Origin of the sequence: Ancylobacter mangrovi, assembly GCF_024752355.1 — a bacterium.
Lineage (GTDB): Bacteria > Pseudomonadota > Alphaproteobacteria > Rhizobiales > Xanthobacteraceae > Ancylobacter > Ancylobacter mangrovi.
In genome coordinates this window covers 157,719-182,188 of sequence record NZ_JANTHZ010000008.1, presented here as the reverse complement: position 1 = coordinate 182,188, position 24,470 = coordinate 157,719, and the positions used below count along the sequence as shown (strand labels likewise).

The window sequence follows — 24,470 nt, the reverse complement described above, 5'->3', positions numbered from 1 at the left end:
CTCGCGTGCTCGGGGTTTGCTGCATTAGATGATCTCACCATCGGTCGATTCCTCTGAGCTGTTCTGAACCGCTCCTAGAGTCCTGGACGCCTTCTTTCCTAAATTTTGAGGCAAGGAGGCCCCGATGGGCAAAGCGAACCTCACCGAGGACTTCAAGCGGGACGCCGTCCTTCAGATCACCGAGCGGGGCTATCCGGTTGCGGAGGTGGCGGCGCGGCTGGGGATCAGTAAGTACTCGCTCTACGAGTGGAGGAAACGCTACGGCAAGCCTGCCGCCGTGGCCCGCGATGACGATCAGGCTGCCGAGGTCCGCCGGCTGAAGCGCGAGTTACAGCGCGTGACGGAGGAGCGCGACATCCTAAAAAAAGCGGCCACGTACTTCGCCAAGGATGCAAAGTGAAGTACGCGTTCACCGCCGCGCATCGCCTGCAGTTTTCGATCCGCGCCATGTGTCGGTGCCTGCGTGTCCAGCCCAGTGGCTTTTACGCCTGGCTGAAAGACCCGCTGAGCAGACGCGCTCGGGAAGACCAACGACAGACCGAGCTGATCCGCGAGGCATGGAGCGGGAGCGGCAAGGTCTATGGCTATCGTAAGCTTCACGACGATCTGGCGGACATGGGCGAGAGCTGCTGCCCAAACCGGGTTGCGCGGCTGACGCGACTTGCCGGCATCCGGGCGCAGATTGGCTACAAGCGCCGCCCCGGCCAATATGGAGGCAAGCCATCCCTGGCGGTCGACAACACGCTCGATCGCCGGTTTGACGTGGAGGCGCCTGACAAGGCTTGGGTGACCGACATCACCTACATCCGCACCGTTGAGGGCTTCGCCTATCTGGCGGTCGTGATCGACCTCTTCTCACGCCGCGTCGTCGGCTGGTCCATGCAGGCCCGGCAGACGACCCACGTCGTGCTTCAGGCGTTGCTGGCCGCCGTCTGGCGGCGCAAGCCGAAAGACCGTGTGCTGGTGCATTCGGATCAGGGAAGCCAGTTCACCAGCATGGAGTGGGCTTCGTTCCTGAGACACCACGATCTGCAGCCCTCGATGAGCCGTCGCGGCAACTGCCATGACAATGCCGTGCGCGAGCCATCGAGCGCACCGGTGCGCATCTCCTGTTCCTGCCGCCCTACAGCCCCGACTTCAACCCGATCGAGATGGCCTTCTCCAAGCTCAAGGCTCTCCTGCGAAGGGCCGCTGCCCGAACCGTCGACGACCTCTGAGCCGCCGTCGCCGAATGCCTCGACGACTTCAAATCCCACGAGTGCCGAAACTACTTCGCCGCTGCCGGATATGACCCTGTGCAAGTCGAAAACGCTCTAGGCACTCGCGGGTGCAGTCGTCCAAGATTGCCAGCATACGGAAGCGCCGGCCATCCGTCAGCTGGTCGGCGACGAAGTCGAGTGACCAGCGGTCGTTCGGTCGCTTCAGGATCATCATCGGTGCCCGTGCTCCGATCGTCCGCATGCGACCGCCTCGCCGGCGGATGATCAGCCGCTCCCCACGGTAGAGGCGAAACAGCCGCTTGTGATGGGTCCGAAGCCCTCCCGCCTGAACAGGACGTGGAGACGCCGCTACCCAAACCGCCGGCGCTCCCGGGCGATGGCCTTCATGCGCTCCCGAGGCGCCGCGTCATGCCCGCGCGCGCCTCTGGATCTCATGATCATGCGGCAGAAGCCGGAGGCTTTACACGCCCGCCGTTCGCTCATCCCATGGGCTTCCATAAGGTCGGCGACAGCTCTGCACTCGGCGGCGGACGTCACCACTTCTTTCCGAGAAGATCCTTCAGCGCGACGCTATCCAGCATGGTGTCGGCGAATATGCGCTGAACGCTTGGTATTCTCGTCCTCGAGCGCTCGCAGCCGTTTGGCCTCCGACACGTCCATCCCGCCGAGACAGGCCCTCCATTTGTAGAGGCTGGCGTCGCTGACCCGGTGCATGTGACACAGGTTCGAGACCGGCGCCGCGGCCTCGTGCTCCTTCAGGATGCCGATGATCTGCTCTTCGGTGAAGCGGCTGCGCCTCATGTTCTGGTCCTCTCAATGGGCCAGAACGAACGTCAATCCGGATTAGAGCGATTTCCACTCATTCGGGCTCATAGCCGGACGATCTGAAGTAGTTGGTGCATTCGCCGGGCTGGAAGACGTCGACGAGCCTGCCGATGAGGTCCCACAGTCCGCTGACTGTCCGCTTGCCCGCCTTGCGGAGCATGGCCCTGAGCCGGGAGAATGCCTTCTCGATAGGGTTGAAGTCCGGGCTGTATGGCGGGAGGAAGCGCAGGGTTGCGCCGACCGCTTCGATCCTCTCCTTCGCTGCGGCCCGCTTGTGGCTCGAGAGGTTGTCCATGATGACGACGTCGCCGGGTTGGAGCTCAGGCACCAGAACTTGCGCCACATAGGCTTCGAACCAGTCGCCGTTGATCGGCCCGTCCAGAACCGTCGGTGCGACCATGCCGGTCATGCGCAGGCCCGCGACCAGCTTGGTGGCCATGCGGGAAGCCCATCCGCAGCCGCCCGCCTTTCGGGCAGCGCCCTGGCCGCGGGTCATGTTGGTCACAGTCCAGGTCTCGTCGATGAAGACGAGGGGTCCGGGTTCGAGGTCGATCTGGCCGTCGAACCAATGTCGACGTTGCCTCAGGACGTCGGGGCAGTCCTGTTCGATCGCGTGCCCGGCCTTTTTTGCGCGTGATCGCGTGACGCACGATGAAGCGATGCACCGTGCCGATCCCAACCGGGGCGCCGCGCTCGATCAGCTGCGCCTGAACCTCGACCAGGGTCATGTCTGCCTGCTCGGCGATGAGCTCCAGAATGAAGGCGCCATGCGCTTCGATCTTGCCGGAATGCCGGTCACCGCCGCGCGGCTTGGCCACGGCCTGACCGTGCTCCAGGGCACGCCGTCGCCAGCGGATCGCGATCGACACGCTGACCCCGAAGCGAGCCGCCGCCGCGCGGCAACTCAGGCCACCATCAACCGCTGCAACAACCCGATCCCGAAGGTCCTGTGAAAGCGTTCGAGCCATCCATGCTGGCCTCCTGCCACCAGTACGACGGGTGAATCACAACGACACCGGAAACGGAATCCCGGCTGAGTCAGATCGTGTGGAAAGCGCTCTAGCCAGGAAGGACAAAGCCACAATCGATAAGTTCGCAGGGGAGTGCCTAGCGATCCGCATCGATCGCAAGCTCAGCTCGACCGCCGTCATTGATGACCTGTCGGACCTGGTTGTGCTAAGGGGTGTGCTGGAACATGCGCGGTCCGATAATTGCTTGGAGCCCATCGGCAAGGCCGCGCGGATTGGATCGGGGCCGTCGTCGCCAGGACAGCCTTCATCGAGTAGGGTTTCACCCTGGGAGAATGGCTAGTGCGAGAGCTTCAATACCAAGCTCCGAGTCGAGCTGCTAAATGGGGAGATATTCTACAACATGGCCGGGGCATGCGACGTCGTCTGGGGCTCGCCAACACTACAACACCAAGCGCCGCCCTTCCTCGCCCGGCTACGAACCTCCATAACCGGCAGCTGTCCGTCAGTCGCCGCCGGCACCTCCATTGAAATATCCATGTGAATAGAAAGTTGACGGAGAGCATTCTTATGGACTGGCCACTATTTCTGAGATGCCGCACCGAACAACTCTCGGTATTATCGACACAAGTGCAGAAAGTCTTAGACAACTCTGCGACGACGTCTGAGCAAGCTGGACGAATTTACCACGCTCTCGAGATCCACGTGCAGGCATTGAGAATGGCCCGCACAACACTGATCGAAACAGCTGCTGACCGGGAGCTGATAGATGATATTAGACGTCTAGAGGAGTCCTTTTGTGACCTTGCAGACGCTACTGGGAGTAAGTTCGTCGAGCTTAGTCTGGTGCCAAATGACCCTTCTGACCGAAGGGTTGTGTAAGTTTGCAAGAGGCCTCGTTTCCGAATGAAGAAGAGGCCTCGCGTCAACAAACCCTTGCAGAGGGTTACGGGTAAGGAGCCTGACTGGCAATGAATAATGAAACCTTTGTCTTCCTCGCCTGCGTTAGGCTGAGTTGTGCGGCACCTTTCATCGGCAAAAGTCATTGAGGCTCGTTTTGAATCGGCGTGGTCGAAGTAGCTGCGCGCTAGTTCTCGTACACCCTTCCCACTTCGTCCCTCATGATCGATAACGTTAATGAATAATATTCTCCCATACGAAACCGATCCTCCGATTTTTGGCTTCCGTTTTTCGCCAGCTCGGATGAAATCAATCGTTGAGTTTATCGTCGCCAATCCTGTCCCACTTGACGGCGGTGTACGTTGTGTGGTGACGGCCAACCTCGACCACATCTGCAGATTGCGCGTCTCGCCAGCCTTCCGACATGCTTACAGTGACGCATGGCTGAGGACAATCGACGGAATGCCCGTGCTGGCCTACGCCAGGTTGCGTGGGAGCACAGTCCCATGCCGCATCACGGGTGCTGACCTTTTTGCTCAATTGTTCGACCTGCTCAATCCAGCGACAGACCGTCCCTTTTTTGTGACTGCATGCGACGAGGTTGGGTTGGCGCTCGTCTCGGAGCTGCGCTCGAGAGGATTTTCCGAGATGTCGGTAGCTTATATAACACCCCCGTATGGCTTTTCGGATATCGCCGCGGAGGACGAACGGCTTGCTTACATTATAAGAATGCACCGGTGTACACACCTTTTCTTCGGGGTCGGCTCACCCAAATCGGAGTTGTGGATCCACTCGCATCGAAACGAGCTGGGTGATCTCTACGCCTTCTGCGTCGGCGCTGCGCTCGAATTCAAGACAGGCATGAAGAAACGAGCGCCAAGTTGGATGCGGAGAACCGGAACAGAATGGTTATGGCGGCTTGGTCAGGAGCCACGCCGCCTCGCCCGTCGCTACCTTCTTCATTCTTGGTATTTTTGGGCTGCAGTTCGAGATGATATTTGGAATCGAGGCGCTTGATGGCGGCCACTAAAATAATAATTTTTCAGAATTACTACACTCCCGCAAGAGATGCCCTTTTTCGCGAACTGCATGGTTCCGGAATCGAGTTAATGGTCCTCTACGCGCACCAGCCTGGAGATGAAGGCCGTCTTTGGTCAGAGCCGGATGACGTTCCCTATCGATCTATTCAATTGCGCCACATTTCGATTTTTAAAAATGTATTATTTTTGGTTCCATTGTTTGCATTTACGTCCGGCCGAATAGTGATATTGCTTGACAATAACCCAACTAATTTATGCATGATTGCTTGGGCAGTTATATTTCGACTGTTTGGCTGCAAGATTGGTCTTTGGGTCGAGCACATTCCCGATCAGTTCAAGGGGAGGCTAAAATTAATTTTTCAAGAGACGAGCACTAGAATACTCTCGAAGTTGTCCAACGTTATCTTATCGTTTTCTGAAATGTCCGACAAATATCTAAATTATTTACAAATTAGTAGACCTATTCGCCGAATGATTCAAGCTGTACCACCTCCAAGTCGCCCCCCCTCGCCGCCGATACGAGGCCCTATTCGTAGCTTTGGCTATCTTGGGTCTGCCGATCGGCGTAAGAATGTACAAGCGTTGGTCGCTGCTTTCTCCAAGCTCCCCGATCCCTCGTTACGGTTGCATGTCGGTGGATTTTCGGGGGTATCTGAGGATGTTCGTATCGTCTGGCATGGCTACGTCGTTGGCGACGACAAGGAGGAGTTCTTTAATAATATACAACTACTTGTCATTCCGTCGCTCGCGGATCCCTGGGGCCTGGTCGCTAATGAAGCGCTCGAGCGACAGCGATTGGTAATTGCGACTGACGCCTGTGGATGTTCGGAGATGATCAATTTTATATCTCCCGAACTCGTGTGTTCGAATGACGTTATCGGACTTTCATCTTCTTTGGAATGGGCATCGACGCTGAGCGTCGTGCAGGTCACTCAACTAATTGAGAGATCATACGAAGTTATAGAAAAGTACTCTATATCTGCTGCGGCTAAGCGGTTTTCTGATATTGTTAAGGCGTTTTAGGAGATAAGTTTTGTAAACCCAAGAGCGGTCGGATTATTTAGCGTGTAAGTTTGATTATCTATGTTGTCATAGAATATAGATAATATGTCGTTTTTATTTAAGCAACGATATCAAGCTGCGGGAAATCGAGATGATGGCCGTTTCGGTTGTAATTTGCACTATTGAGGGCTCGGGGCGCGAGCAAAAACTGAAGGAAATCATTCGATGCCTTCAGCTGCAGGATCGTATAGAGCTCGAAATAATAATCGTTTGTCAAGTTTTAAATCCGTCGTTTCGAATTGAAATCGAGGGTGCAAATATCGTTATGACCGATATTTGCGGGTCGGGCGAAGTTCGTAACCGTGGCGCAAAGATTGCGAAGCACGAATTGATTTGTTTTCTCGACGACGATACCTATCCCGTGGGAAATGACTTTTTCCAAAGGGCTGAATCCGAACTGAGAAAACGAAACATTGATTTTTTGACGTGTAACATCCGATCTACTGGGAGGGTCAAGGCGTGCGAGCCGATTTCACATGATGTGGTTTTGAATAGGCGTACTATTATGGCTAACATGTGGGAGCCCGGCCTCATGTTATATAGATCTGATTTTAATAATTATCGCTTTGATCCGACGCTTGGAATTGGGTGCGTTCACGGATCAAGTGAAGGTTTCGATTTTGGCGTGCGCCTTATTGCTGCTGGGAAGCGTGGTACTAGAATTGCATCGTTGTTAATTGATCACCCTCCATTGAACGACGATGTCAATAACGGAATTGAGCGAGCATTTTTTTATGGTCTTGGAAACGGTGCCACTTTGGTTCAGCATGGCTATTATGTCGGTTATATATTCGCAATTATTCGTACTATAGCTCGTCTATTCGTTTCTCTCATGAGGGGAAAGTGGGCGATATCGCGCACCGCCTTTGTTCGTCTTGTAAGCCTCTGCGTGGGTCCTTTCCTTCCTCGTCGTCCCGCCCGCATTCTTCCTTTGCGCACATTGCATAATTGTTGATGTTAGTGGAGGATGAAGACTGCTGTCTGCCGAGATCCGGCTCAAGTTGATCGGGGTTAACGTAAGTGACTCTCTATTCCGCGCTCGATATGTTTCCGGATCGGGGAACGTTGTCTCCTCAGATGAGGAGGGGATGACCGTCGTCGGTCGCTAGGGAGTTATAATTGTGTTTGAATGGATGTTGCTTGGGGTTCAGATTCGTAACTGTGAATCGGCGTGCGTCAGTGGCACTGACGCATATTTGTTGGCGCCCTTTATGCTGGGGCGGCGAGGCGTGCCTCTAGCAGGTCGAGTTTCCCGCGCCCGTACATTTGGCGCTTCACTAGCTTGAGCTTGGTGATCTGGCCCTCGGTCTGGCCGTTGGACCAGGCAGACGTGATGGCCGCGGCGACGGCAGCGTGATCGTTTTTCACGCCACGCCCAAAGGCGGCGACGAGGCTTGAGTCCGCAAGTTCCAGCCAAGGACCGAGATCGGCAAGAGCCTTGTTACGGATCATGGTCTGGAAGGCGGCGATGATCTCGCGGGCCTCGACAAGCGAGGGAACGCCGCTCTCGGTCGCCGCGATCAACACGGTTTCGGATCTGGAGAGTTGATCGCGGGCGAGGGTAATCAATCGTGCAAGGGTTCGCGCCGATGGCGTCCGGTTCAGGCCGCCGCCCTCGACCGCCTCGACTCGCCTGCGACGCGTGGCCCATTCCGTAACGACCCTCAGGCTGCCGCGAAACCCCTGCTGTAGGAGCCGGCGCCAGAGTTCCGCACCGTTCCGATGCCTAGCCGCCCATTGCGCGTCGAGCCAGGGCAGGAGTAGCTCAAGAGAGCTCTCACGGGTGCGGAAGACATCCGAGCGCTGCCCGCGCAGGACACGCCGGACCAGACCGCGGCTGTACCCGGTGCGGCGAACGATATCCTTGATCGTCACCCCAGCCTTTGCGAGGTCGAGAATGACCCCGTTGGTCTCCTCATGGTGCAGATATCCTTCATACTGGATGCGTTCGGCAGCGGTCAGCAGATTCGGGTTGATGGTGGATGTGCCGACGGCGGCACGAGTCTGGCGCATGGATTTGCGAACGGCGTCGACGAAGGCCCGGCTCGCATTCTCCATCAGGTGCCGGCGATCGGCGACCTGTGTCGCTGCTGGAACGACCTTGGCTGCGGCCAGGGCATAGCCGCCACCCCGGTCCCGGGCGACAATGGTGATCTGCGGTTGGGCCCTAAGCCATGCCTGCGCTGTTGCCGGCTCCCGGTCGGGCAACAGGGCGATGGTCTGGCGCCTCTCCAGATCGAGATCAATGTTCCATAGCGCTGATTGCGTCGCCAGGCCCAGTCGTCAATGCCGATCACGGCAGGCGGAATCAGGGGCGGGCGGCCTCTTCTTCGGATCACCCGGAGCAGCGTGTCGTTGCTGGCCGGCAGCATCAGCCTTTGCGCAAAGCGCGCCGCAGGTCGGCCGCCCAAAGCAAGCCCGAGATGGTGGATAATCTGATCGAGCCGGGATGTGCGCCAGGACCATGGCAGCAGCGCCCCGCTTTCGAAGCGCTCCGTGAAGATGCGGCGAGGGCAGAGAACCGCATCGCAATGAAAGCGCCGCGCCATAACAACAAGACGAACCGGCCTGCCAGAAAGCGGCAGATCCGCTAGCTGCCGAGCATAGCGGCTATGAACGCGCGTTGAGGTCCCCTCACATCCCCGGCAGCAACTGCTCGCGCTGGAGGCACGGAGGCAGGTCCGGATGCCGGAATCCGTGCCGACCACTTCGTCGACGACAAACCCGCGCGGCACCAGCTCCGAGACCCGTAAATGCTGACCCATGGCATTGATTCTCCACGTGAACCAATTCCAACCCGACGCTCAACTCCATCGAAAGTGAGTCAGAGCCCCTTTTGAACGCCGATCAAGGGTCCCGTTCCAACGCCGTTTGACAGCCGTCACCGCGAAGAACGCCGAGCCACTACTTCCCGGCGCTCCTTCGACTGGAAATGGAGATAGCTCTCCGGCTGCCTGGCACCGCAGGTGCGGCCGCGACACGAATGCGGCTTAATTAGGGACGATTTCATTTTCGGATAAAGTCAGCATCAAGCCTAAAATTCGCCTAAAAGGGTATGCTCACATGCAATATGACTGATCATAGTTGACTGTTTCGCAATGAAATGTGGTTCGGAGTTCGATATGTGTAGAAACTCTCGACGTCAACACCTCTCACGCAGAGGATTTCTGACCTCCGGAATGATCGCATATACTACTGCGAACTCGGCTGGCGATGGCGCTTCAGCGAACGTCACGTCTGAGATTACCTCTGTTGAGCGCCTGACTTTCGCGGCCGCCAAGGCGCGACGCTTCTCGACTGACGTTCATTCTCTGGTTATTTCGAGCTACGCTGAAGACGTGCCATTCAGTCCGGCCACTTACCGGGCCTCCGTGAATGAACCTTCACACCCGGGGAAACTGCAGACAGCTGACGGGCGCTGGTGGGAAATGGTTGACGGGAATGTGTCACTTTTTGCCTTTGGGGCCAAAGGCGACGGGGGAGATGTTTTTAAAGAGCTTCAAGACGCTCTAGACTATCTTTCAGCAAAGGGAGGCGGTGAATTATTTATTCCTCAGGGGAGGTTTTCGTTTTCGAAAGACGTCCGTATCTTAGGTCATAATATTACGTTACGCGGCGTTGGCCCCGCTAGTCGCCTGAGTGGCACGAACAATGCTCGCCTGATAGTGGGCAAGGCGGAGTTGTTACCAGATGGCATGAAAACCGGCACCAAGACGATTGGCACAAGAATTTGTAATTTACATGTTGCACCCGCTGGGAACCATTCTGGCGAATGTGTACTTCTCGATTTTGCCGACAATACGACTATATCTGACAGTGTAGTTGGTCCTTTTGTGTTAGACGGAACAACGGTTGCGCATGGAATTAAAACGAATTGGGTGCAGTATACAGAATTTAGAAATGTTCTTATAATTGTAAATGGGTATGGCATTTATATTGTTTTACCGAAAACTCAAACAGAAAATGAGGATCATTTTTCTGTGTCCAGTTCGTGGATTTATTGTGGAAAATTTCGAAACAAAGAATTCTCTCCTGCTTGCCTCGCAATCGAGCGAGAGGCGGGCCGCGGGGCCGCTATATTTCAGCTCTCTCTCTCGTCGTGTCATCTTGGCGCGTTTATGAGCGGGGATGGGGACAATAAACATACCACCGGCGTAAAATATATAAGTACGGAGCCTGTCGATTCACGTCTAACCCACGCATTTCAATTGAATAATTGCATGTTTGAATACGTGTTGACTGGAATCGATATGAAATCGGCTACTCATGGCGATACGAGTAGAGTAATTATGGTTGGGTGTTCATTTCTTGGGCAAGCGGTTTGTTTATTGGGGTGGAAGACGAAGTCGATAGCCACCGTAATTAGTAGCTATTTTTTGCAGTGCGGTATGATTGTGGATGGTCCGCGCGTTTCATTTGTCGGAGCAAATGTTCAAACGGCAGTTAACAAGGTGTCGGCACAGGAGTTGACATACCATTCATTTAGTGACAAATACTTGCCAGGTTCACTTAGCGGTGTCCGTTTGGCGGAAAGAGGAGTAATATTTGTAAACAAGAATTCATCTCACGTTGTCATTCCTCATAATATGAGCGGGGTTCCTAATTCGATACGGATTAGTACAAGTTGGGACACCACGTGGTGGTTGGGGGGGGTGTCCGGTTCGGACTTTGTTGTGCATTTTGGTTCTCCAGCGCCGAAAAAGATGACACTAAATTGGGATGCAGAATTATGATAAATAGACAAATATATGATGTTGTATACGCCAATTCGTGCGTGCGGTAAGGGCGCTTTGGTGCGGTCGGATAACGCCTAATTATTCGGAGTTTTTGCAATTGACTTCACGTTATGTCCGTCTGCCTTGACCTAATAATGCATTCTTTGATCGAGAAGAGGCCGACTGTGGTCCCGACGACGTCCCACAGAGCAGAGATGCTGCGTTCGGCCCCGGGCGGGAGGGTGTCTTTCAGTTTTGCGGAGGCATTCTCGATCTTATTAAAGTCAGGGCTGTAGGGCGGCGCGAGCGTAAACGTGTCGCGGGCGTTTTCGATGGCTTTGCCGGCGACTGCGGGTGCTTAGGCAGGCAGATTATCCATCTCGATGACGTCCCTGGCTTCAACGTAGGGGCCAGCACCTGCTCGACAAAGACAAGGAAGACCATGTCGTTCATGGCTCCGTCGTCGGCGAGCGGACGGTCATGCCGCCGAGGCTCGGGGCTCCGCGAAGGTCGTCGTTTTCCGTCGTCCGTGAGGAACACCAGCCCGACGGCGCTCCCTAGGCTCAGGACCTATTAATTGCATTTGAGCTGTGATTCACAGTCTTCGTCGAGGAGGCTGAGATGGGCGATTTGTTCCTGTTGAGCGAGCGTCAGATGGCGCGGATCTCGCCGTGCTTTCCCCTGGCCCATGGCGTGCCGCGGGCCGATGACCGTCGGGTGGTGAGCGGCATCGTGTATGTCATCAAGCATGGCCTGCAATGGAAAGATGCGCCCAAGGCCTACGGCCCGCACAAGTCGCTCTACAACCGTTTCATCCGCTGGAGCCGGCTCGGGGTGTTCGATCGCATCTTCGCCAGCCTTGCCGGCGAAGGGCCGAAGCCTGAGCGCATCATGATCGATGCCACCCATCTCAAGGCCCACCGCACCGCGGCGAGCCTCTTAAGAAAAGGGGCTGTTCCCCGCCGTATCGGTCGCACAAGGGGCGGCCTGAACTCCAAGCTCCACACCGTCTGCGACGGCGAGGGTCGGCCGATCGTCATGCTTTTGACCGAAGGCCAGATGAGCGACCACAAGGGCGCCCGCCTCGTCCTCGACACCCTGCCACCGGCCCGAACCCTGATTGCTGACCGGGGCTATGACCGCGCCTGGTTCCGGAATGCGCTGACCACCAAGGGGATCGCACCCTGCATTCCCTCGTCGCGGAGCCGCAAACGCCCCTTCGCCTACGACAAGGCCCTTTACCGCCAGAGGCACAAGGTCGAGAACCTGTTCGCAAAACTGAAAGACTGGCGCCGCATCGCCACCCGCTACGACCGATGCGCCCACACCTTCTTCTCCGCCATCCGCATCGCAGCCGCCGTCATCTTCTGGCTCTGATCAATGAGTCCTGAGCCTAGGGAAGGGCGGCCATCTTGGTGGACAGACCTGTCTCGTCGATAAAAACGAGCCGCTGAAGATCGAGTATCGAATTCCACTGAGATCTGAACCGGTGGAGGTGGCTTTTTCCATCGAGGAGTGACCGATGTTTTCACCACATCTCACGCGGTACACGCGGAGGACATCGGAGTAATCGACACGGATTTGTTGAGCGTCATTCGGAGTTGGCCTCATCGGGTTCGTTGTTCGATCGGGGACATATCTCGCCGCACCGGCCTCTCGCGGTACATAGTCCGCAAGTGCCTGTGGGCGGGCGGCCTCGAACCCCGATTTCAGGTCCTTCAGCGCTCGAGCAACCACGATCCATATGCCGACAAGCTGCCGACGATGCTGCGGGTCAAGGTCGGCAAGTCATGCAAACACAAAGGCACGGTCAAGCAGCAGCAAGCAGATCCGGTGAGCCTCGGCTACGAAGGGGCGTACAATCGGGTCGTAACCTTTGCGCGGGACTGGAAGGTAGCCCGGCTGCGCAAGCAGCAAACCAGCCGCCGCGGCACTTTGGTGCCGGAGGCCTTCGTACTGGGCGATCATCGCCGGCGAGCGGACCAAGCTGCAGGTCGCTCACGTCAAACTGTCCTATAGCCGCGCGTTTACGCTGCGAGCCTACCTGCCGCGCAGACTCACGGGTTGCCGTTCGATACCCACAACCACGCCTCCCGGGTGCTGAGTGACGTGCCGCGGCTAGGGCGTGGCTCCATAAATTTGCGCGCCTTAGCGTGTCGTGATTCAAGCTCCCGAACCGGGAGCCTGAGAGATGCGCCCTCGCGAACTGTCCGACGAGGAATGGGCGATCATCGCGCCGCTGCTGCCGAACAAGGTGCGCGCGTGACGCGTGTGGACGATCGCCGGGTGATCAACGGCATCCTCTGGCGCTTTCGTACCGGCGCTCCGCGGCGGGATGTGCCGGAGCCCTATGGTCCGCGCACGACCCTCTACAGCCGCTTCGTGCGCTGGCAGGCCGCCGGGGTCTGGGACCATCTGCTGGAAGCGGTCTCGGCCGCCTATGACGGCGACATTGTGATGATCGACAGCTCCTGTGTCCGGGTGCATCAGCACCGCGCTGCGGTCAAAAAGGGGGCATGACGATCGTTGCAAGGGACTCTCGAGGGGCGGCCTGACCACCAAGATCCATGCGCTGGTCGATGCTGAAGGCAAGCCGATCCGCCTTGCCCTCACCGCGGGACAGGCAGGCGATGCCCCTCCAGGGCGGGAACTCCTGGCCCGCATCGCCCCGGGAGGCATTCTTCTCGCCGACAAGGCCTACGACACCGACGCCATCCGCGCGGAGACGACGCAACGCGGCGCCTTCGCCAAGGTACCGCCACGTGTCATCCGCAAGCGGGCCTTCGCCTTCAGCCCAAGGCTCTACCACCGGAGGGCCCAGATCGAGCGTTTTTTCAACCGCATCAAGCAGATGCGGGGCCTCGCTATACCCTACGATCGCCGCCCCGACAACTTTCTTGCAGCACTCAAGCTCGCCGCAACACGCGTCTGGATCAACGCGTCATGAGTCCGCTGCCTGGACATCGATGACAACATCCCAACGGCCGTCGACAAAGTCGGCCGCGGCAAGGAGCGCTAGGTCAATATCCTCTTCTCGGCCATGGTGAGCCACTTCCTGTCCAAGGCAGAGTTGTGCAAGCCGGCCTGCGGTTGGAAGAAGGGGCAGATTGCGAAAAACATCCAGGATGCCAATCATCGGCTCTGGCAACCGATGCCGAACGTCTTTCCGCTGGGGAGATCAAGTACCAGGAGCTGTGGATACAGATCGTGCACGGGGCGCAAACCGGCTCGATCGCCGATGTGTGGGCGGAGGAAATTCGCCACCTGATGTCGATGCAGTTCGACGGCTTCATCGAACGCGTCAAGCGCGTTCCCCTCCTGCCTCGCTCATCACAAGCGCTATCCAAAAAAAGTAGAACGAAGGCACCAGAAATATTGTAGCACTCACGCCTTCGTCGCATCAGATTCCATGATAAATTGAAATATATGCTCGAATATAAACATTATTATATGCCGTCGCCTAAACAAAACTATCTTGGGTGAATAATGCTCTCTAACATACGCCTAGAAACGGAACTCCACGAATATTGTTTTATATACTTAGTTCCATCATGGCGTCCCCTCATGCTTTGAGACGAAATCGCATTGACGATCTCAACCGGCCCCGCCTCATCGGACGCGATATACGCCCAGTCGGGAGCAACCGATCTATGTATCGCAATGTCACTGCAAACCGTCGGCAATCCTGCCGCAGCAGCTTCGGCCAGCGGCATGTTAAACCCCTCCGCAAGAGACAACGATATAAAGCAGCTAGCGTGATAATATAACCAACGAAGTTGCTTATCCTCACCATCTTTATACCAAATCACAGGACCATTAGGATCGGATGATATATCTTCGAGTTGGGCCACGTCCTCTCCCCATCCGGAGCGACCGACAATAACAAGCTTCCAACCGCGGATCGCCAACTCTGGCACTATCTTCAATAGTCTTTGATAATTTTTTCGAGGCTCAACTGTACCAACCGCTAAACAATAGGATTTTCCGAGGAGGGGCACCTGCTCCTCAACCTCGCCGGCAATATCAAGTCCTATAGCATTTCCGCATACTATTGTATTAAGTCGCGGAAAAATATTATTTAATTCGTCTGCAACAGTAATTGTTGGAGAAAAAACTTTTTCATGTCTATATATAGAAAGCTTCTCCGCATAATCAAACATAATCTGACTTTGCAAGCTGGCCATACCACGACGCGTCCAAGGAAAGGCATCGTGTACGACGCGAAAAGTCGAATTTCCTGAAAACCGGAATAATGGACTTCCAGGGAAACTGGGGAGAATGACGTTGGCAGTGGAAAGTCCATTTCGCTTCAAGGCAAAAGGCAACATAAGCCAATTTCTGAAGCCGGCTTTCATCTTAATACTGCGGAACGCAGCATCCGAAATATAATCATCGTTCAACACGGTGACCACATTTCTATGCTGCCGATTTAGTTCTTTCGCAAGCTGAATTCCAAATCTTTCAACCCCTGTCATTTCGCGTCGACGGGTCGCAAGCAAGAGATCGATCACGATCGGAGCGTCGTCAGCTTGAGTGTCGGAACTCAAATTACAAGTGCTGGACATATCTATCCTTAATGGGCTTAAACAAGCCTCTCCGTACCATGCGCTTATGTTTCGTTCCGTCAGACGCGAAGAACAATATAAAGGCGCCGGCGCTGAAGAAAACACAATAACACCGCCGACATGGCGAGCAGAGCCTCCTTTCTTGCTGCATCTCAGTTCAGTTTGCCCGCGTATTGGTTCTCAATTTGATAACCTCGTCCTCCGAATCGAATGCTTTACCCTACTAACCGTACGCATATGCGTGAATGGTGGCTAGGCTTAGGGCTCGGATCCATAAATTGGTTGGTTTCGTTGGCCTGGTGTGATTCGCGGCTTCCGGGAGGAAGCGCGGATGAATCGGGATCGTTTCTGGCTCACGGATGCGCAATTCGCGCGGATTGATTGCACAGCATCTGCCGACGGATACGCGCAGCAAGCCGCGCGTTGACGACCGCCGCGTGATCAGCGGCATCTGGCCTGCTGCCGGTTTCGTGGACACCGGGTTAGGGTAGCACAGCGCGTTCCTCGAAGGCGATTGGGCCGCGAAATCCCAGTGTCGAGTGTCGGCGCTTCGGATTGTAGAACCGTTCGATGTAGTCGAAGACGGCGGCCCTTGCCGCGTTGCGGGTGCGGTAGGTCTTGCGGGCCGTGCGCTCGGTCTTGAGAGACGAGAAGAAGCTCTCCATTGCCGGCCCGGCTCATCGAGCAGGCGATGCCGTGGTCGGCAGCCAGGCGCTGGAACTGCTCGCTACTGTATTGCGCCCCCTGGTCCGAGTGATGGAGGAGAGCGTCGGCCTTGCCGCGGCGCCAGATCGCCATCATCAGCGCGTCCATCACGAGGGTTGCATCCTGTTCGGCCTTCATCGACCAGCCGGCGACCCTGCGGGAGAAGAGGTCGATCACGCTACTTCCTTCTTCAGGGCGGCTATCTCGGCAAGCTCGGCGCGCTGCTGACCGTTGCCGGGAAACGCCAAGCCCGGCGCATCCGACAGTTCTCTCATCCAGCGTCGCAGGACGCTCTCCACCAGGTCGAGGCTACGGCAGGCCTGCGGCACGGACCCCCCGCGCTCCGTCACCAGCCTCACCGCCTCGATCTTGAACTCGCGGCTGAACTTCCGTCTCACCATTTCTGCACTCCAGGTCCGTGGTCACGATCTTATCTTCGTGTCCACGAAAACCGGCAGCAGGCCATCAGGGCGTAACAGAGACGGCCGGGGCTCTAATCGCCGCTGGATGAAACTTCAGTGGCAGGTCAGTTCTAGCCCTTAGGCTTCGAGCCGATGTCCGGACTCTACGCAAGCAACTGAACGGCACGTTTCTGGCAGAACTTCTGAGTTCGGAAGCTGCGCCCGACCCTTTCCTACGTCTCGAACACACCGTGCCTATCCGTGCCCCGCTATGCGCTTTTCCGCAGCGGCGCAGCCACGTAGGCACGGGAGCGTGGAACGGCATTAGCCGTGAGGCCTTTATGCGGCCGCTCGGCCGATCTATCTGTCAGGCATGACAGAGATCGACTGGACATGGATCCAATCTGAGTTCGATAGGATCGCTAGCGAGCTTAAAGGATGGCGCCTGATCGGCGAGGACGAGTACGAGCGGCTGAAGCTAAGTCGGCTGACGTACGGACTGATCGACGCGCAAGAATGGCGCGAGCGGAGCTTCGGGACGGCGATCTATGTCGCCCGACTCGGAGACGGAATCGTCAGGGACATGGCTGTCGGCCTCGCGCTTGAGTTGGGGCTAGTGATAAGCCCGTCCATGCTGCCGCCGAAATTCCTTCGATCTAAAATCGAGCGGGTGGATCATTTTGCAGTAGTTCAGTCGGCGCTGGATGACCGGCATGTTTCGCAAGAATTTCTGCTTTCATGGAGTAGATTGCAAATTTTATATGCACAGCGTGAGCTTCTTATTTGCTTGCCGGAGACAGAATCCGGGTTAGTTGAGAATAAATTGGTGGGCGCTCAAGGAAGCACAGAAATTCAACGCTATTGGTTTGCGTTCTGGATCAAAACGAATGCACGATCTCTATCAGTGTTTGATCGCGAGGAGGCCGGTCGGGAATTAGCCGACATATGTAAGGATGTGATTTCCAGCAAATTGATGCCTTGGGGCCCTTACCCAATCGATTGGTATGGGCGATTGCTTGACGAGGAGCAGGGCGATTTACGAAATGAGTATTATAAGCTGGGCATTAAGAAACTTGAGACATTGACGAAGTCCCCCTACGTCACGCCAGCGGTCCTACCTCCGCTGAGCCGGGCGGGCTTCTCGCCCGCGGACCCGGGGGGGGCGCGGGTACAACGCAAACGGTGAGCATAAAAGGGCGTTCCCCTAAACCAGGAGAACGTCGTGAGCGACACCCTTGACCCACGGACCATACTACTGCCCCAGCCGCCCCAGCGCGGGCCGATGGCCCACTGCGGCAATGACTTCCAAGGAACACCGCGAGATCAGAGGATGTTGGCTGTCCGCCAAGCAGCCGTCGATCTCATCTGCTACTCTGGCGTGCACAGCGCGGTCATAGACACGCAGTGCAGGTTTCGATTTTCTGCCGATCTTGCAGTCGTTTGTGGCCACGAGATCGACATTGAATTGAGTGCGGCTCACCCGAAACTTGTGAGCCTTATCGCTGAGAACCCGACAATATTTGGAGATGCCATGGAATATGGCCTCGAGATATGGGCAGGCGAAAAGGTTCTCGACATTGAGTGGAGTGTCCGCGGGGCGATTTTGGTTCGCTCGTTCGGAAGAGGGGCCTGGGAAAAGCGCCTGATCTCTGCGGCGTCGGAGGCGGTTTGATGACAGCTCAAACCGAGAAGCTCATGCCCCTGAAGGAAGCCGCCGAGCGCGTAGGCGCTCGGTATTGGCAGCTTCAGCGCGCCGCGAAGCGGAGCTGCTTTCCCACGTACACGCCGTACAATTCGCGTCGCCTCGTCAAGCTGTCCGAGGTGCTCGCCTACATCGAATCCTGCCGGCATGGAGGGCTCGATGAGCGCTGAGTTCAGCCTGACAGCCTTTGTCAAGGCGCTCTGGGGTGCGGATTTCGAAGGCGAGATCAAGCTCTGGAGCCGCCAGACGAAAAAGACCAGCTCCTACAAGCCGGGGGATATCCCCCGGCTTCTTCGCGATGTCGAAGAGCGCAAGCGTGCCGAGGATCTCTATCTCGGGCTAAGCAGCCAGCCCGGCGATCTGAGTCCGGCGGCACGCGGCTCAAACGACACCGCCATGGTCGTTCCCGGCGCCTTCGTCGATCTCGATTTTGCCGAAGCGAAGGACAGCTCCAAGCGATATCCGCCTGATCGCGACACAGCCCTTGAACTGATGCGTTCGTTTACGGCCCAGCCGCTCTTGGTCCAACATAGCGGGAACGGCCTCCATTGCATCTTCGGCTTCGACAAGCCCTTCGTGATCCGCAATCTAAGCGATCGGAAGCGGATTCAGACCATCCTTCGACAATTCACGCGGGAGTTAGCCGAGCATTTCGCTCAAGCCGGCTACGAGATCGACAATGTCAGCGACCTCGCCCGTGTCTTTCGGGTGCCAACAACCTTCAATCACAAGTCGGGCACTCCGAAGCCGGTGGAGGTCATCGAATTCTCCCCCGAGAACCGATTAACGCTGGCCGAACTGGAGCGGGGTCTACCGGACGAGGAAGTCGCACCGGAGCGCAGTCGCACCGCCAAGCTGGCGGACCATGCGCTCATACAGCGAGAATGTCCCTGGTACCGCCATTGTACCGGCGAAGGCGCGGCGACGTGCGACGAGCCCAACTGGTACGCCGCGGCGTCGATCACCGCGCGCTGTGACGATGGCGAAGCCATCTTCCACCAGTACAGCGCCCGGCACGCCGGCTATGACGCGCGCGAGGCGGACAAAAAGTTCCGTCGGGCGTTCGAGGAGGCAGGGCCGCGCACATGCGACGCCGTCTGCTCCGAGCTCGGCAACGAGCGCTTCTGCGACGGCTGCGCTCACCTTGGGACCATCACCTCGCCGGTGCAGCTGGGGACCGGCTACGATCCCGGCTCGGCCGGTCCTATCCCGCTGGGCTATACCAAGCAGGGCGACTACGCCCTGCTTGACCCTGTCCGGAAGATCGTGATCCTAGCTTCTGCGCAGCAATTGCTGTCGCAGCAGTACCTCATCGGCTTGGCGGAGTCGGGGTTCTGGCGACGCCAGTTCCCGGGACAGAAGCCCGGATCGGCGAACTATGCTGCAGCCGGCGAAGCGCTCCTAAAGGCCTGTCGCCGGGCGGGACCGTTCGAGCTTTCCCGGATCCGCGGTCGCGGCATCTGGCTCGAGAACGGCGAGGTCGTCGTAAATCTCGGCAAGCCGGTCGTGAGCGCGCGATACCTCTACCTCTGCTTCGAGGTCATTCCGCTCGAGGACCAGGAGCCTTTCGACGCTCAGCGCCTGAGGGATCACCTCGGACGGTACAAATGGCGTAGCCCTCAGGATGCCGGGCTCCTGTTCGGCTGGTTCGCCATGGCGCCGGTCTGCGGTGCGCTCCCCTGGCGGCCTCATAGCTTCGTCTACGGGCCGGCCCGATCAGGCAAGACCACAATCCACGCTGTCGCTTCCATCGTGCTCAGCCCGCTCGCCATCTCCGCCGATGGGCAGAGCACGGAGGCAGGCATCCGCCAGACCCTGGGACCGGATAGCCGGCCGATCCTTCTCGATGAGTTCGAGAGTGACCAGAACGGCACGACGCTGCGGAACGTCCTCCGGCTGGCGCGCAGTGCTTCTTCTGCCGACGTACCGGTGCTCAAGGGCACGCCCGAGGGTAAGGCGATGAGCTTCAGTTTGCGTACCACCTTTCTGTTAAGCGCCATCAATCCGCGCGGCATGTCGCCAGCTGACCAATCCCGCATCTCGATGTTCGAGCTGCTGATGCACGACAACGACCGGGATGTCGCCCGGCGCATCGCCGAGGACGAGGCCTATTTCCGCTCGACAGGATCGGCCTGGTGCTCGCACATGATCGCTTTGGCGCATCTAGTGCAGCCGGCGGCGGATGCCGTTGATCTCCACCTGACGGGAGACCGGCGGCATCGGCAGAATATGAGCATCCTGATCGGCGCGGGCTTCGTCGCTCTCAATGGCCGGGTGCCGACCGATGACGAGGCGAAGGCGCTCGCCGTCGAATACGCACCGGCGATCGAGCGCCACGCCCTCGAGGTCGACCGCGACGACGCGCAGGAGTGCTTCGACCATCTCCTTTCGCATATCGTCGACGGCTATCCTCTCGGGCATTGGCTAGCTTGCCTTCGGAATGGCCAGAAGGGGCGCACCAACGACCTCGGCGACGCCGAGATGGTGGTCGCCAGCTTCGGCCTGCGGCTGATCACCGAAGGCGAGAAGGCGGCGCTCTACATCGCCAACGGCGCGCCTCGCATGGAGGAGGCGTTCCGCGGCAGCACCTGGGCGCAGAAGGCCTGGGAGCGCGCTCTGCGCAAGCTGGAGGGAGCCTTCACCCCGAAGGATCCGGTTCACTTCCAGCTGTTGGGCAAGAAGCGGGCTCTCGGCATTCCGCTGCACTACCTGCCGGACGAGCCAATCCCCTCCAAGTTCGACTCGCCGCTCTGAGGCGGCGGCGCGGTACGGACGGACACCTACACACTATAGGGGAGGGAGGGGTATGTGCGCGCCGCGCGCCCTGCCGCATGCCCCCTATGGGTGCCGTATGGGCGTCCGTCCGTACCGGCCGTCCTTCATGCCCGCGCCTCGCCGGTCCGCGATTTCCACCTCGGGAAGCGTGGAGTCCGAGGCCACCGGAGCCGCGCGACGACGCGGCTTCGCCCCATTCGCACTGGCCGAGGTTACCGCGCAGGTCACCGTCTCGACCGCCTGGAGGCCCTCTGAGGCGCCGCCGCGATTAATTGTGCGGGTCACACCCGCTGTGTTTTCCTTCGGCTTTTTTGCCTGGAGCGAGCCATCCCCATGAACGACTTCAAGGTGTCGATCACCTCCACCACCCGCCGCCGCAAGCTGAAGGGCGGCCAGACTGCCGCCTATGCGCAGTTCTATTGCGAATACCGCGATCCCGACACCGGGAAGCGCCGCCGCAAGGCCTTCGACCGCAAGAAGGACGCCGAGGCCTACCGCAGCCAGCTGCTGCTCAAGGTCGCCGAGGGATCCTATATCGATGAGGCCAAGGTGCCGACGGTCGCCGAGGCGATCGATCACTGGCTTGCCGATAAGGTCGGCAAGGTGAAGCCGTCGACCTTGAAGGGCTACCGCGTCGTGGTGAACGGCGCGATCCGCGGCCCGCTGCTGGTCGGCACGAGGCAGGAGCGCGCCGACTACACCGAGAGCGGCCTCGCGCCGAAGGGCGCCCGCTTCCTCAAGCTGCTCGGCCATGTAAAGCTAACCGACCTGACCACGGCGGCGATCCGGTTATGGCATCGCACCGTCGTCGACCAGTGTGGCACCTATACTGCGAACCGGGCAAAGAGCCACCTGATCTCGATCCTGGCGCTCGCCGAGGAGGACTTCAAGGTTCGCGCGCCCTCGATGCCGACCGGCCTTGCACGGGCGCGGCACAAGCCGAAGAAGGCCATCCTGACGCCGCAGGATATCGGCAGGCTGATCGCCGCGGCGCGCGAGGATGCCGAGCACGGCCTCTACTACGCCTTCGCCTTCCTCGCCGGTACCCGGCCCTCGGAGCAGCTCGGCCTGCTTTGGTCAGAGGTCGACTTTGAGCGGAACGTCATCCGCATCGTGCGCATCCAAGAGCGCGACGGCAGCCTCACCGAAATGACCAAGACCGAGGCGGGAACGCGCACCATCCCGATGAGCGCTGTCCTTCGGGAGATGCTGCTCGCCTGGCGGCTGCGCTGCCCTCGGCTCGGCAAGGAGCTGCACCGCGTCTTCCCCGGCCCCGGCCGGCTGCAGGAATGGCCGAAGCCCCGGCTCGGCGGCGGCGGGCCGCTGCTCTACCAGAATTTCCGCAAGCGCTATTGGGCACCGGCGTTCAAGGCGCTGAAGCTGCCCTATGTCACGCCGCACTCGGCCCGGCACTCCTTCATCTCGACCTTGCAGGCCGAAGGCATCGAGGTCGGGCTGGTGGCGCAGATCGCCGGGCATGCCAATCCGACCGTGACCCTCGGCCATTACACCCAGGCCGTGCGCGACGGCAGCGCCGCCATCGAGGCGCTCGACCGGGCTTATGCGCGGTAGAGCAAAGGCTCAGTGCGGCGGCTGGCGGCTGGCGGGCCGTACGTCAGCTACGCGACGGGGCGGCAGCAGTACGCCGGCGCCCGCCGCGGGCTGGCCGCGGCCAGCCTACCGGCCCGCGCCGGCGCCCGTCAGCGGGGCTCCCTGGGGCATGGAGCGGCATGCAGCGAGCTCGCATGCAGATGCTGGCACTTTTGCTATCACAAGGTTGCCGCGTGGAATAATTGTGCGCCGATTTTCGCCGTGCTCTCCTGTCCTGTTCAGCAGAGGAGAACGCCATGCACATCATGGTGACGGATAAGCGGACCGGCGACGTCGAGTGGTTCCCGCTCGAGCAAGTGGCGGTGATGATGGAACTCGATCCCGAGGACATCGAATGGGCGCTGGAAGAGTTCGGCGAGTGCGAGGTCGAGGACTACCTCGCCACCCAGCCGGACTGATGCGCCGGTAAGAACGACCGACCGAAAGCGCAGCGGGCGCCGGGATGACCGGCGCCCGCGCTGTCATGTCTGCCTCTCCGGGGCGGGAGGCGAAACCCTCCCCCCACTCGCGGGTCCCTCCTTGCGGCTTTGACTGGGGCCCCAATCAGGCCTGCGATGAGGTTCGACCGCATATGCATGTACGTCCGGCGCCGCCGCACCCGCCTCACATGCAGGTGTTGACGCGGCCGGCCTTCACCAGATCCGCCCAGTTTTCGCCGAGCATCTCGCGCGCCGGCACGGCCTGCTCCGCGCCGGGCTCGCCATTGTGGAACATGCGGATCGCGAAGGCCTGGTCGTGGGTGCCGTAGACGACGGGAACGCCGGGCCGATAGGTGCTGGTCGCGTTGTAGAACCCACCCTGTACCACGCCGGTCGTCTGCACCGAGCCGGGCGTCTCCATCATCCTGACATTGTTGGCGCTGCGCGCATCGACGATGATGTAGCGGTCATAGCCGGCCTTGATGGTCTCGATGGCGGCCTGTTTCTGGGCGACCTGTGCGGCCCCGCTACCGCGGCATACCGGCGCCGCGCTGGTCTGGATGATCGCGGTGTCCGAGGATGTGCGCACGGCGCTGGAGGAACTGCAGGCGGCGAGCGCCAGCGCGGGCAGCAGCGCCGCGCAGACCAAACGTGCATCGGTCATGTCGAAATCTCTCTAGATGATTGAAACATAAGGATAATCAGAAAAAATCGGCCGCAATTCGCCGTCAATTATTCGGCCGTGTCGTCATCCAGTTCGGCCAGCAGAGCAGCCAGAGGGTTGTGCGTGAGTGAGGGAATGAAGCTCCCGAGAATGAAATCCTCCCTATGCCACTTTGCCGACGCTCGAGCCTTGGCGGACCATTTGGTGCTCGCCAGTTGCGCAGCCTCGGTGAGCGCCGCCGGGCTCTCGGGATGGTTCAAGAGCAGGAAGACCACGTGGGCCGTGCGGAACGCGCACAAGGTGGCCGCGGGTGCAACGGCATAGAGCCGAGCGGCGCAGGAGGCGATGAAGGCCTCGCGCTTCTCTCTCGGGAAGTGCTGGTAGATCAGCAGCGACTTGCCAGCCGCGTAGAACGCCGCCGCCTCGTCGAGATAAAGGAATTTGGACGAACCCTTTCGTCCTCGATGTAGGGTCGTTTCCAGGCCGTTATCCGGATCGAAGAAGACAAGGTCGGCATTGGCGAGTTCGCGTCGACAGTCCGCCATGAACCGCATGCGCTCGTCCGCTGCGTCGGTAAGGACCGCGTTGAAGTAGGTTGCGCCGGGAACGATGCCGCTCTGCTCGATGCTCTCCAGCCGCCGCCGGTCGGGCTCGGGGCTGACCAGCGAAAGCTCGTCGAAGAGCTCGGGATCGAAACGGCGATAGCGCTCTGGCTGCTCGAGGTATCTGCGCTTCTCGCCGTCGCTGCTGCCATCCGACGGCGTCAACATCCAGCACACGCCGATGCGGATGGCCCCGCCGGCCGATAGGACGCGCAGCAGCGCATACTTCCGGTAGTCGTTTATGTCGCCGACATATTGATGCTTCATCCGCGCCCACCTGCACATCGCGGCGAGCG

16 protein-coding genes and 10 pseudogenes are annotated in these 24,470 nt (G+C 58.7%); 17 read left to right on the top strand and 9 right to left on the bottom strand.

The genetic code is table 11. The features are described from left to right. Positions 1-124 precede the first annotated feature (124 nt). Positions 125-1,083 (top strand): annotated as a pseudogene (locus NVS89_RS17455) (IS3 family transposase); the annotation flags it as partial. Further along, positions 1,083-1,292 (top strand): annotated as a pseudogene (locus NVS89_RS23010) (transposase); the annotation flags it as partial. The pseudogenes NVS89_RS17455 and NVS89_RS23010, both read left to right, overlap by 1 nt. A gap of 22 nt (positions 1,293-1,314) precedes the next feature. Here the strand turns inward: NVS89_RS23010 and NVS89_RS17450 are convergent. The 3 genes and pseudogenes from NVS89_RS17450 to NVS89_RS23005 all read right to left on the bottom strand — a co-directional run. Then, a pseudogene (locus NVS89_RS17450) lies at positions 1,315-2,021 on the bottom strand (transposase); the annotation flags it as partial. Positions 2,022-2,079: 58 nt separating this feature from the next. Beyond that, a complete protein-coding gene (locus NVS89_RS17445) occupies positions 2,080-2,724 on the bottom strand; it encodes an IS630 family transposase (RefSeq protein ID WP_374114593.1) in 645 nt (214 codons plus the stop codon). Positions 2,725-2,899: 175 nt separating this feature from the next. Continuing rightward, positions 2,900-3,013, bottom strand: a pseudogene (locus NVS89_RS23005) (IS630 family transposase); the annotation flags it as partial. Between the two features lie 115 nt (positions 3,014-3,128). Between NVS89_RS23005 and NVS89_RS17440 the strand changes: the two are divergent. From NVS89_RS17440 to NVS89_RS17425, 4 genes and pseudogenes are all read left to right on the top strand, one after another. After that, positions 3,129-3,501: pseudogene (locus NVS89_RS17440) on the top strand (integrase core domain-containing protein); the annotation flags it as partial. A gap of 649 nt (positions 3,502-4,150) precedes the next feature. Next, on the top strand, positions 4,151-4,930 hold the full coding sequence (locus tag NVS89_RS17435; protein ID WP_258734037.1) for a WecB/TagA/CpsF family glycosyltransferase: 780 nt from the start codon (positions 4,151-4,153) through the stop codon (positions 4,928-4,930). Continuing rightward, on the top strand, positions 4,930-5,976 hold the full coding sequence (locus NVS89_RS17430; protein ID WP_258734036.1) for a glycosyltransferase family 4 protein: 1,047 nt from the start codon (positions 4,930-4,932) through the stop codon (positions 5,974-5,976). Before NVS89_RS17435 ends, NVS89_RS17430 begins: the two co-directional genes overlap by 1 nt. A gap of 130 nt (positions 5,977-6,106) precedes the next feature. Further along, a complete protein-coding gene (locus tag NVS89_RS17425; protein WP_258734035.1) occupies positions 6,107-6,970 on the top strand; it encodes a glycosyltransferase family 2 protein in 864 nt (287 codons plus the stop codon). Between the two features lie 254 nt (positions 6,971-7,224). On the opposite strand, the pseudogene NVS89_RS17420 reads toward NVS89_RS17425, so the two are convergent. Further along, positions 7,225-8,780: pseudogene (locus tag NVS89_RS17420) on the bottom strand (ISL3 family transposase). Positions 8,781-9,194: 414 nt separating this feature from the next. On the opposite strand from NVS89_RS17420, the gene NVS89_RS17415 reads away from it, so the two are divergent. The 4 genes and pseudogenes from NVS89_RS17415 to NVS89_RS17395 form a co-directional block, all read left to right on the top strand. After that, positions 9,195-10,748: a hypothetical protein gene (locus NVS89_RS17415; RefSeq protein WP_258734034.1), complete on the top strand. Its 1,554-nt coding sequence runs from the start codon at positions 9,195-9,197 to the stop codon at positions 10,746-10,748. Positions 10,749-11,351: 603 nt separating this feature from the next. Continuing rightward, a complete protein-coding gene (locus NVS89_RS17405) occupies positions 11,352-12,107 on the top strand; it encodes an IS5 family transposase (protein ID WP_258734033.1) in 756 nt (251 codons plus the stop codon). 814 nt (positions 12,108-12,921) lie between these two features. Beyond that, positions 12,922-13,677, top strand: a pseudogene (locus NVS89_RS17400) (IS5 family transposase). Positions 13,678-13,692: 15 nt separating this feature from the next. Beyond that, positions 13,693-14,070, top strand: a pseudogene (locus tag NVS89_RS17395) (IS21 family transposase); the annotation flags it as partial. Between the two features lie 130 nt (positions 14,071-14,200). Here the strand turns inward: NVS89_RS17395 and NVS89_RS17390 are convergent. After that, positions 14,201-15,241 (bottom strand): glycosyltransferase, encoded by a 1,041-nt coding sequence (locus NVS89_RS17390; RefSeq protein WP_258734032.1) that lies wholly within the window; start codon positions 15,239-15,241, stop codon positions 14,201-14,203. Between the two features lie 385 nt (positions 15,242-15,626). On the opposite strand from NVS89_RS17390, the pseudogene NVS89_RS17385 reads away from it, so the two are divergent. After that, positions 15,627-15,747, top strand: a pseudogene (locus NVS89_RS17385) (IS5/IS1182 family transposase); the annotation flags it as partial. Between the two features lie 30 nt (positions 15,748-15,777). Here the strand turns inward: NVS89_RS17385 and NVS89_RS17380 are convergent. Next, positions 15,778-16,183 (bottom strand): annotated as a pseudogene (locus NVS89_RS17380) (DDE-type integrase/transposase/recombinase); the annotation flags it as partial. Further along, positions 16,174-16,401 (bottom strand): transposase, encoded by a 228-nt coding sequence (locus NVS89_RS23000; RefSeq protein ID WP_374114592.1) that lies wholly within the window; start codon positions 16,399-16,401, stop codon positions 16,174-16,176. The gene NVS89_RS23000 and the pseudogene NVS89_RS17380, both read right to left, overlap by 10 nt. A gap of 373 nt (positions 16,402-16,774) precedes the next feature. Here NVS89_RS23000 and NVS89_RS17375 point away from each other — a divergent pair, with 373 nt between their 5' ends. From NVS89_RS17375 to NVS89_RS17350, 6 genes are all read left to right on the top strand, one after another. Then, on the top strand, positions 16,775-17,587 hold the full coding sequence (locus tag NVS89_RS17375) for a hypothetical protein (protein WP_258734031.1): 813 nt from the start codon (positions 16,775-16,777) through the stop codon (positions 17,585-17,587). Between the two features lie 36 nt (positions 17,588-17,623). Next, positions 17,624-18,073 carry a hypothetical protein gene (locus tag NVS89_RS17370; protein ID WP_258734030.1) on the top strand — a complete coding sequence of 150 codons (450 nt, stop codon included), beginning with the start codon at positions 17,624-17,626 and terminating at the stop codon, positions 18,071-18,073. Next, positions 18,073-18,273: a hypothetical protein gene (locus NVS89_RS17365; RefSeq protein WP_258734029.1), complete on the top strand. Its 201-nt coding sequence runs from the start codon at positions 18,073-18,075 to the stop codon at positions 18,271-18,273. The genes NVS89_RS17370 and NVS89_RS17365 overlap by 1 nt, the downstream gene beginning before the upstream one ends. Next, positions 18,263-20,857 carry a hypothetical protein gene (locus NVS89_RS17360; RefSeq protein WP_258734028.1) on the top strand — a complete coding sequence of 865 codons (2,595 nt, stop codon included), beginning with the start codon at positions 18,263-18,265 and terminating at the stop codon, positions 20,855-20,857. The genes NVS89_RS17365 and NVS89_RS17360 overlap by 11 nt, the downstream gene beginning before the upstream one ends. 354 nt (positions 20,858-21,211) lie before the next feature. Continuing rightward, on the top strand, positions 21,212-22,450 hold the full coding sequence (locus tag NVS89_RS17355) for a tyrosine-type recombinase/integrase (RefSeq protein ID WP_258734027.1): 1,239 nt from the start codon (positions 21,212-21,214) through the stop codon (positions 22,448-22,450). Between the two features lie 275 nt (positions 22,451-22,725). Then, positions 22,726-22,887, top strand: coding sequence for a hypothetical protein (locus NVS89_RS17350; RefSeq protein ID WP_258734026.1), 162 nt, complete (start codon positions 22,726-22,728; stop codon positions 22,885-22,887). 205 nt (positions 22,888-23,092) lie between these two features. Here NVS89_RS17350 and NVS89_RS17345 read toward each other — a convergent pair whose 3' ends face one another. Together NVS89_RS17345 and NVS89_RS17340 are read right to left on the bottom strand one after the other, a co-directional pair. After that, a complete protein-coding gene (locus tag NVS89_RS17345) occupies positions 23,093-23,572 on the bottom strand; it encodes a hypothetical protein (RefSeq protein WP_258734025.1) in 480 nt (159 codons plus the stop codon). A gap of 68 nt (positions 23,573-23,640) precedes the next feature. Beyond that, positions 23,641-24,441 (bottom strand): hypothetical protein, encoded by an 801-nt coding sequence (locus tag NVS89_RS17340; RefSeq protein WP_258734024.1) that lies wholly within the window; start codon positions 24,439-24,441, stop codon positions 23,641-23,643. Positions 24,442-24,470 lie beyond the last annotated feature (29 nt).

Bases quoted from the DNA above. Each gene is read 5' to 3' on its own strand.
- NVS89_RS17365 (WP_258734029.1), top strand. From the start codon at position 18,073: ATGACAGCTCAAACCGAGAAGCTCATGCCCCTGAAGGAAGCCGCCGAG.
- NVS89_RS17405 (WP_258734033.1), top strand. From the start codon at position 11,352: ATGGGCGATTTGTTCCTGTTGAGCGAGCGTCAGATGGCGCGGATCTCG.
- NVS89_RS17340 (WP_258734024.1), bottom strand. From the start codon at position 24,441: ATGAAGCATCAATATGTCGGCGACATAAACGACTACCGGAAGTATGCG.
- NVS89_RS23000 (WP_374114592.1), bottom strand. From the start codon at position 16,401: ATGGTGAGACGGAAGTTCAGCCGCGAGTTCAAGATCGAGGCGGTGAGG.
- NVS89_RS17350 (WP_258734026.1), top strand. From the start codon at position 22,726: ATGCACATCATGGTGACGGATAAGCGGACCGGCGACGTCGAGTGGTTC.
- NVS89_RS17345 (WP_258734025.1), bottom strand. From the start codon at position 23,572: ATGACCGATGCACGTTTGGTCTGCGCGGCGCTGCTGCCCGCGCTGGCG.
- NVS89_RS17355 (WP_258734027.1), top strand. From the start codon at position 21,212: ATGAACGACTTCAAGGTGTCGATCACCTCCACCACCCGCCGCCGCAAG.
- NVS89_RS17430 (WP_258734036.1), top strand. From the start codon at position 4,930: ATGGCGGCCACTAAAATAATAATTTTTCAGAATTACTACACTCCCGCA.
- NVS89_RS17360 (WP_258734028.1), top strand. From the start codon at position 18,263: ATGAGCGCTGAGTTCAGCCTGACAGCCTTTGTCAAGGCGCTCTGGGGT.
- NVS89_RS17375 (WP_258734031.1), top strand. From the start codon at position 16,775: ATGACAGAGATCGACTGGACATGGATCCAATCTGAGTTCGATAGGATC.
- NVS89_RS17435 (WP_258734037.1), top strand. From the start codon at position 4,151: ATGAATAATATTCTCCCATACGAAACCGATCCTCCGATTTTTGGCTTC.
- NVS89_RS17425 (WP_258734035.1), top strand. From the start codon at position 6,107: ATGATGGCCGTTTCGGTTGTAATTTGCACTATTGAGGGCTCGGGGCGC.
- NVS89_RS17415 (WP_258734034.1), top strand. From the start codon at position 9,195: ATGATCGCATATACTACTGCGAACTCGGCTGGCGATGGCGCTTCAGCG.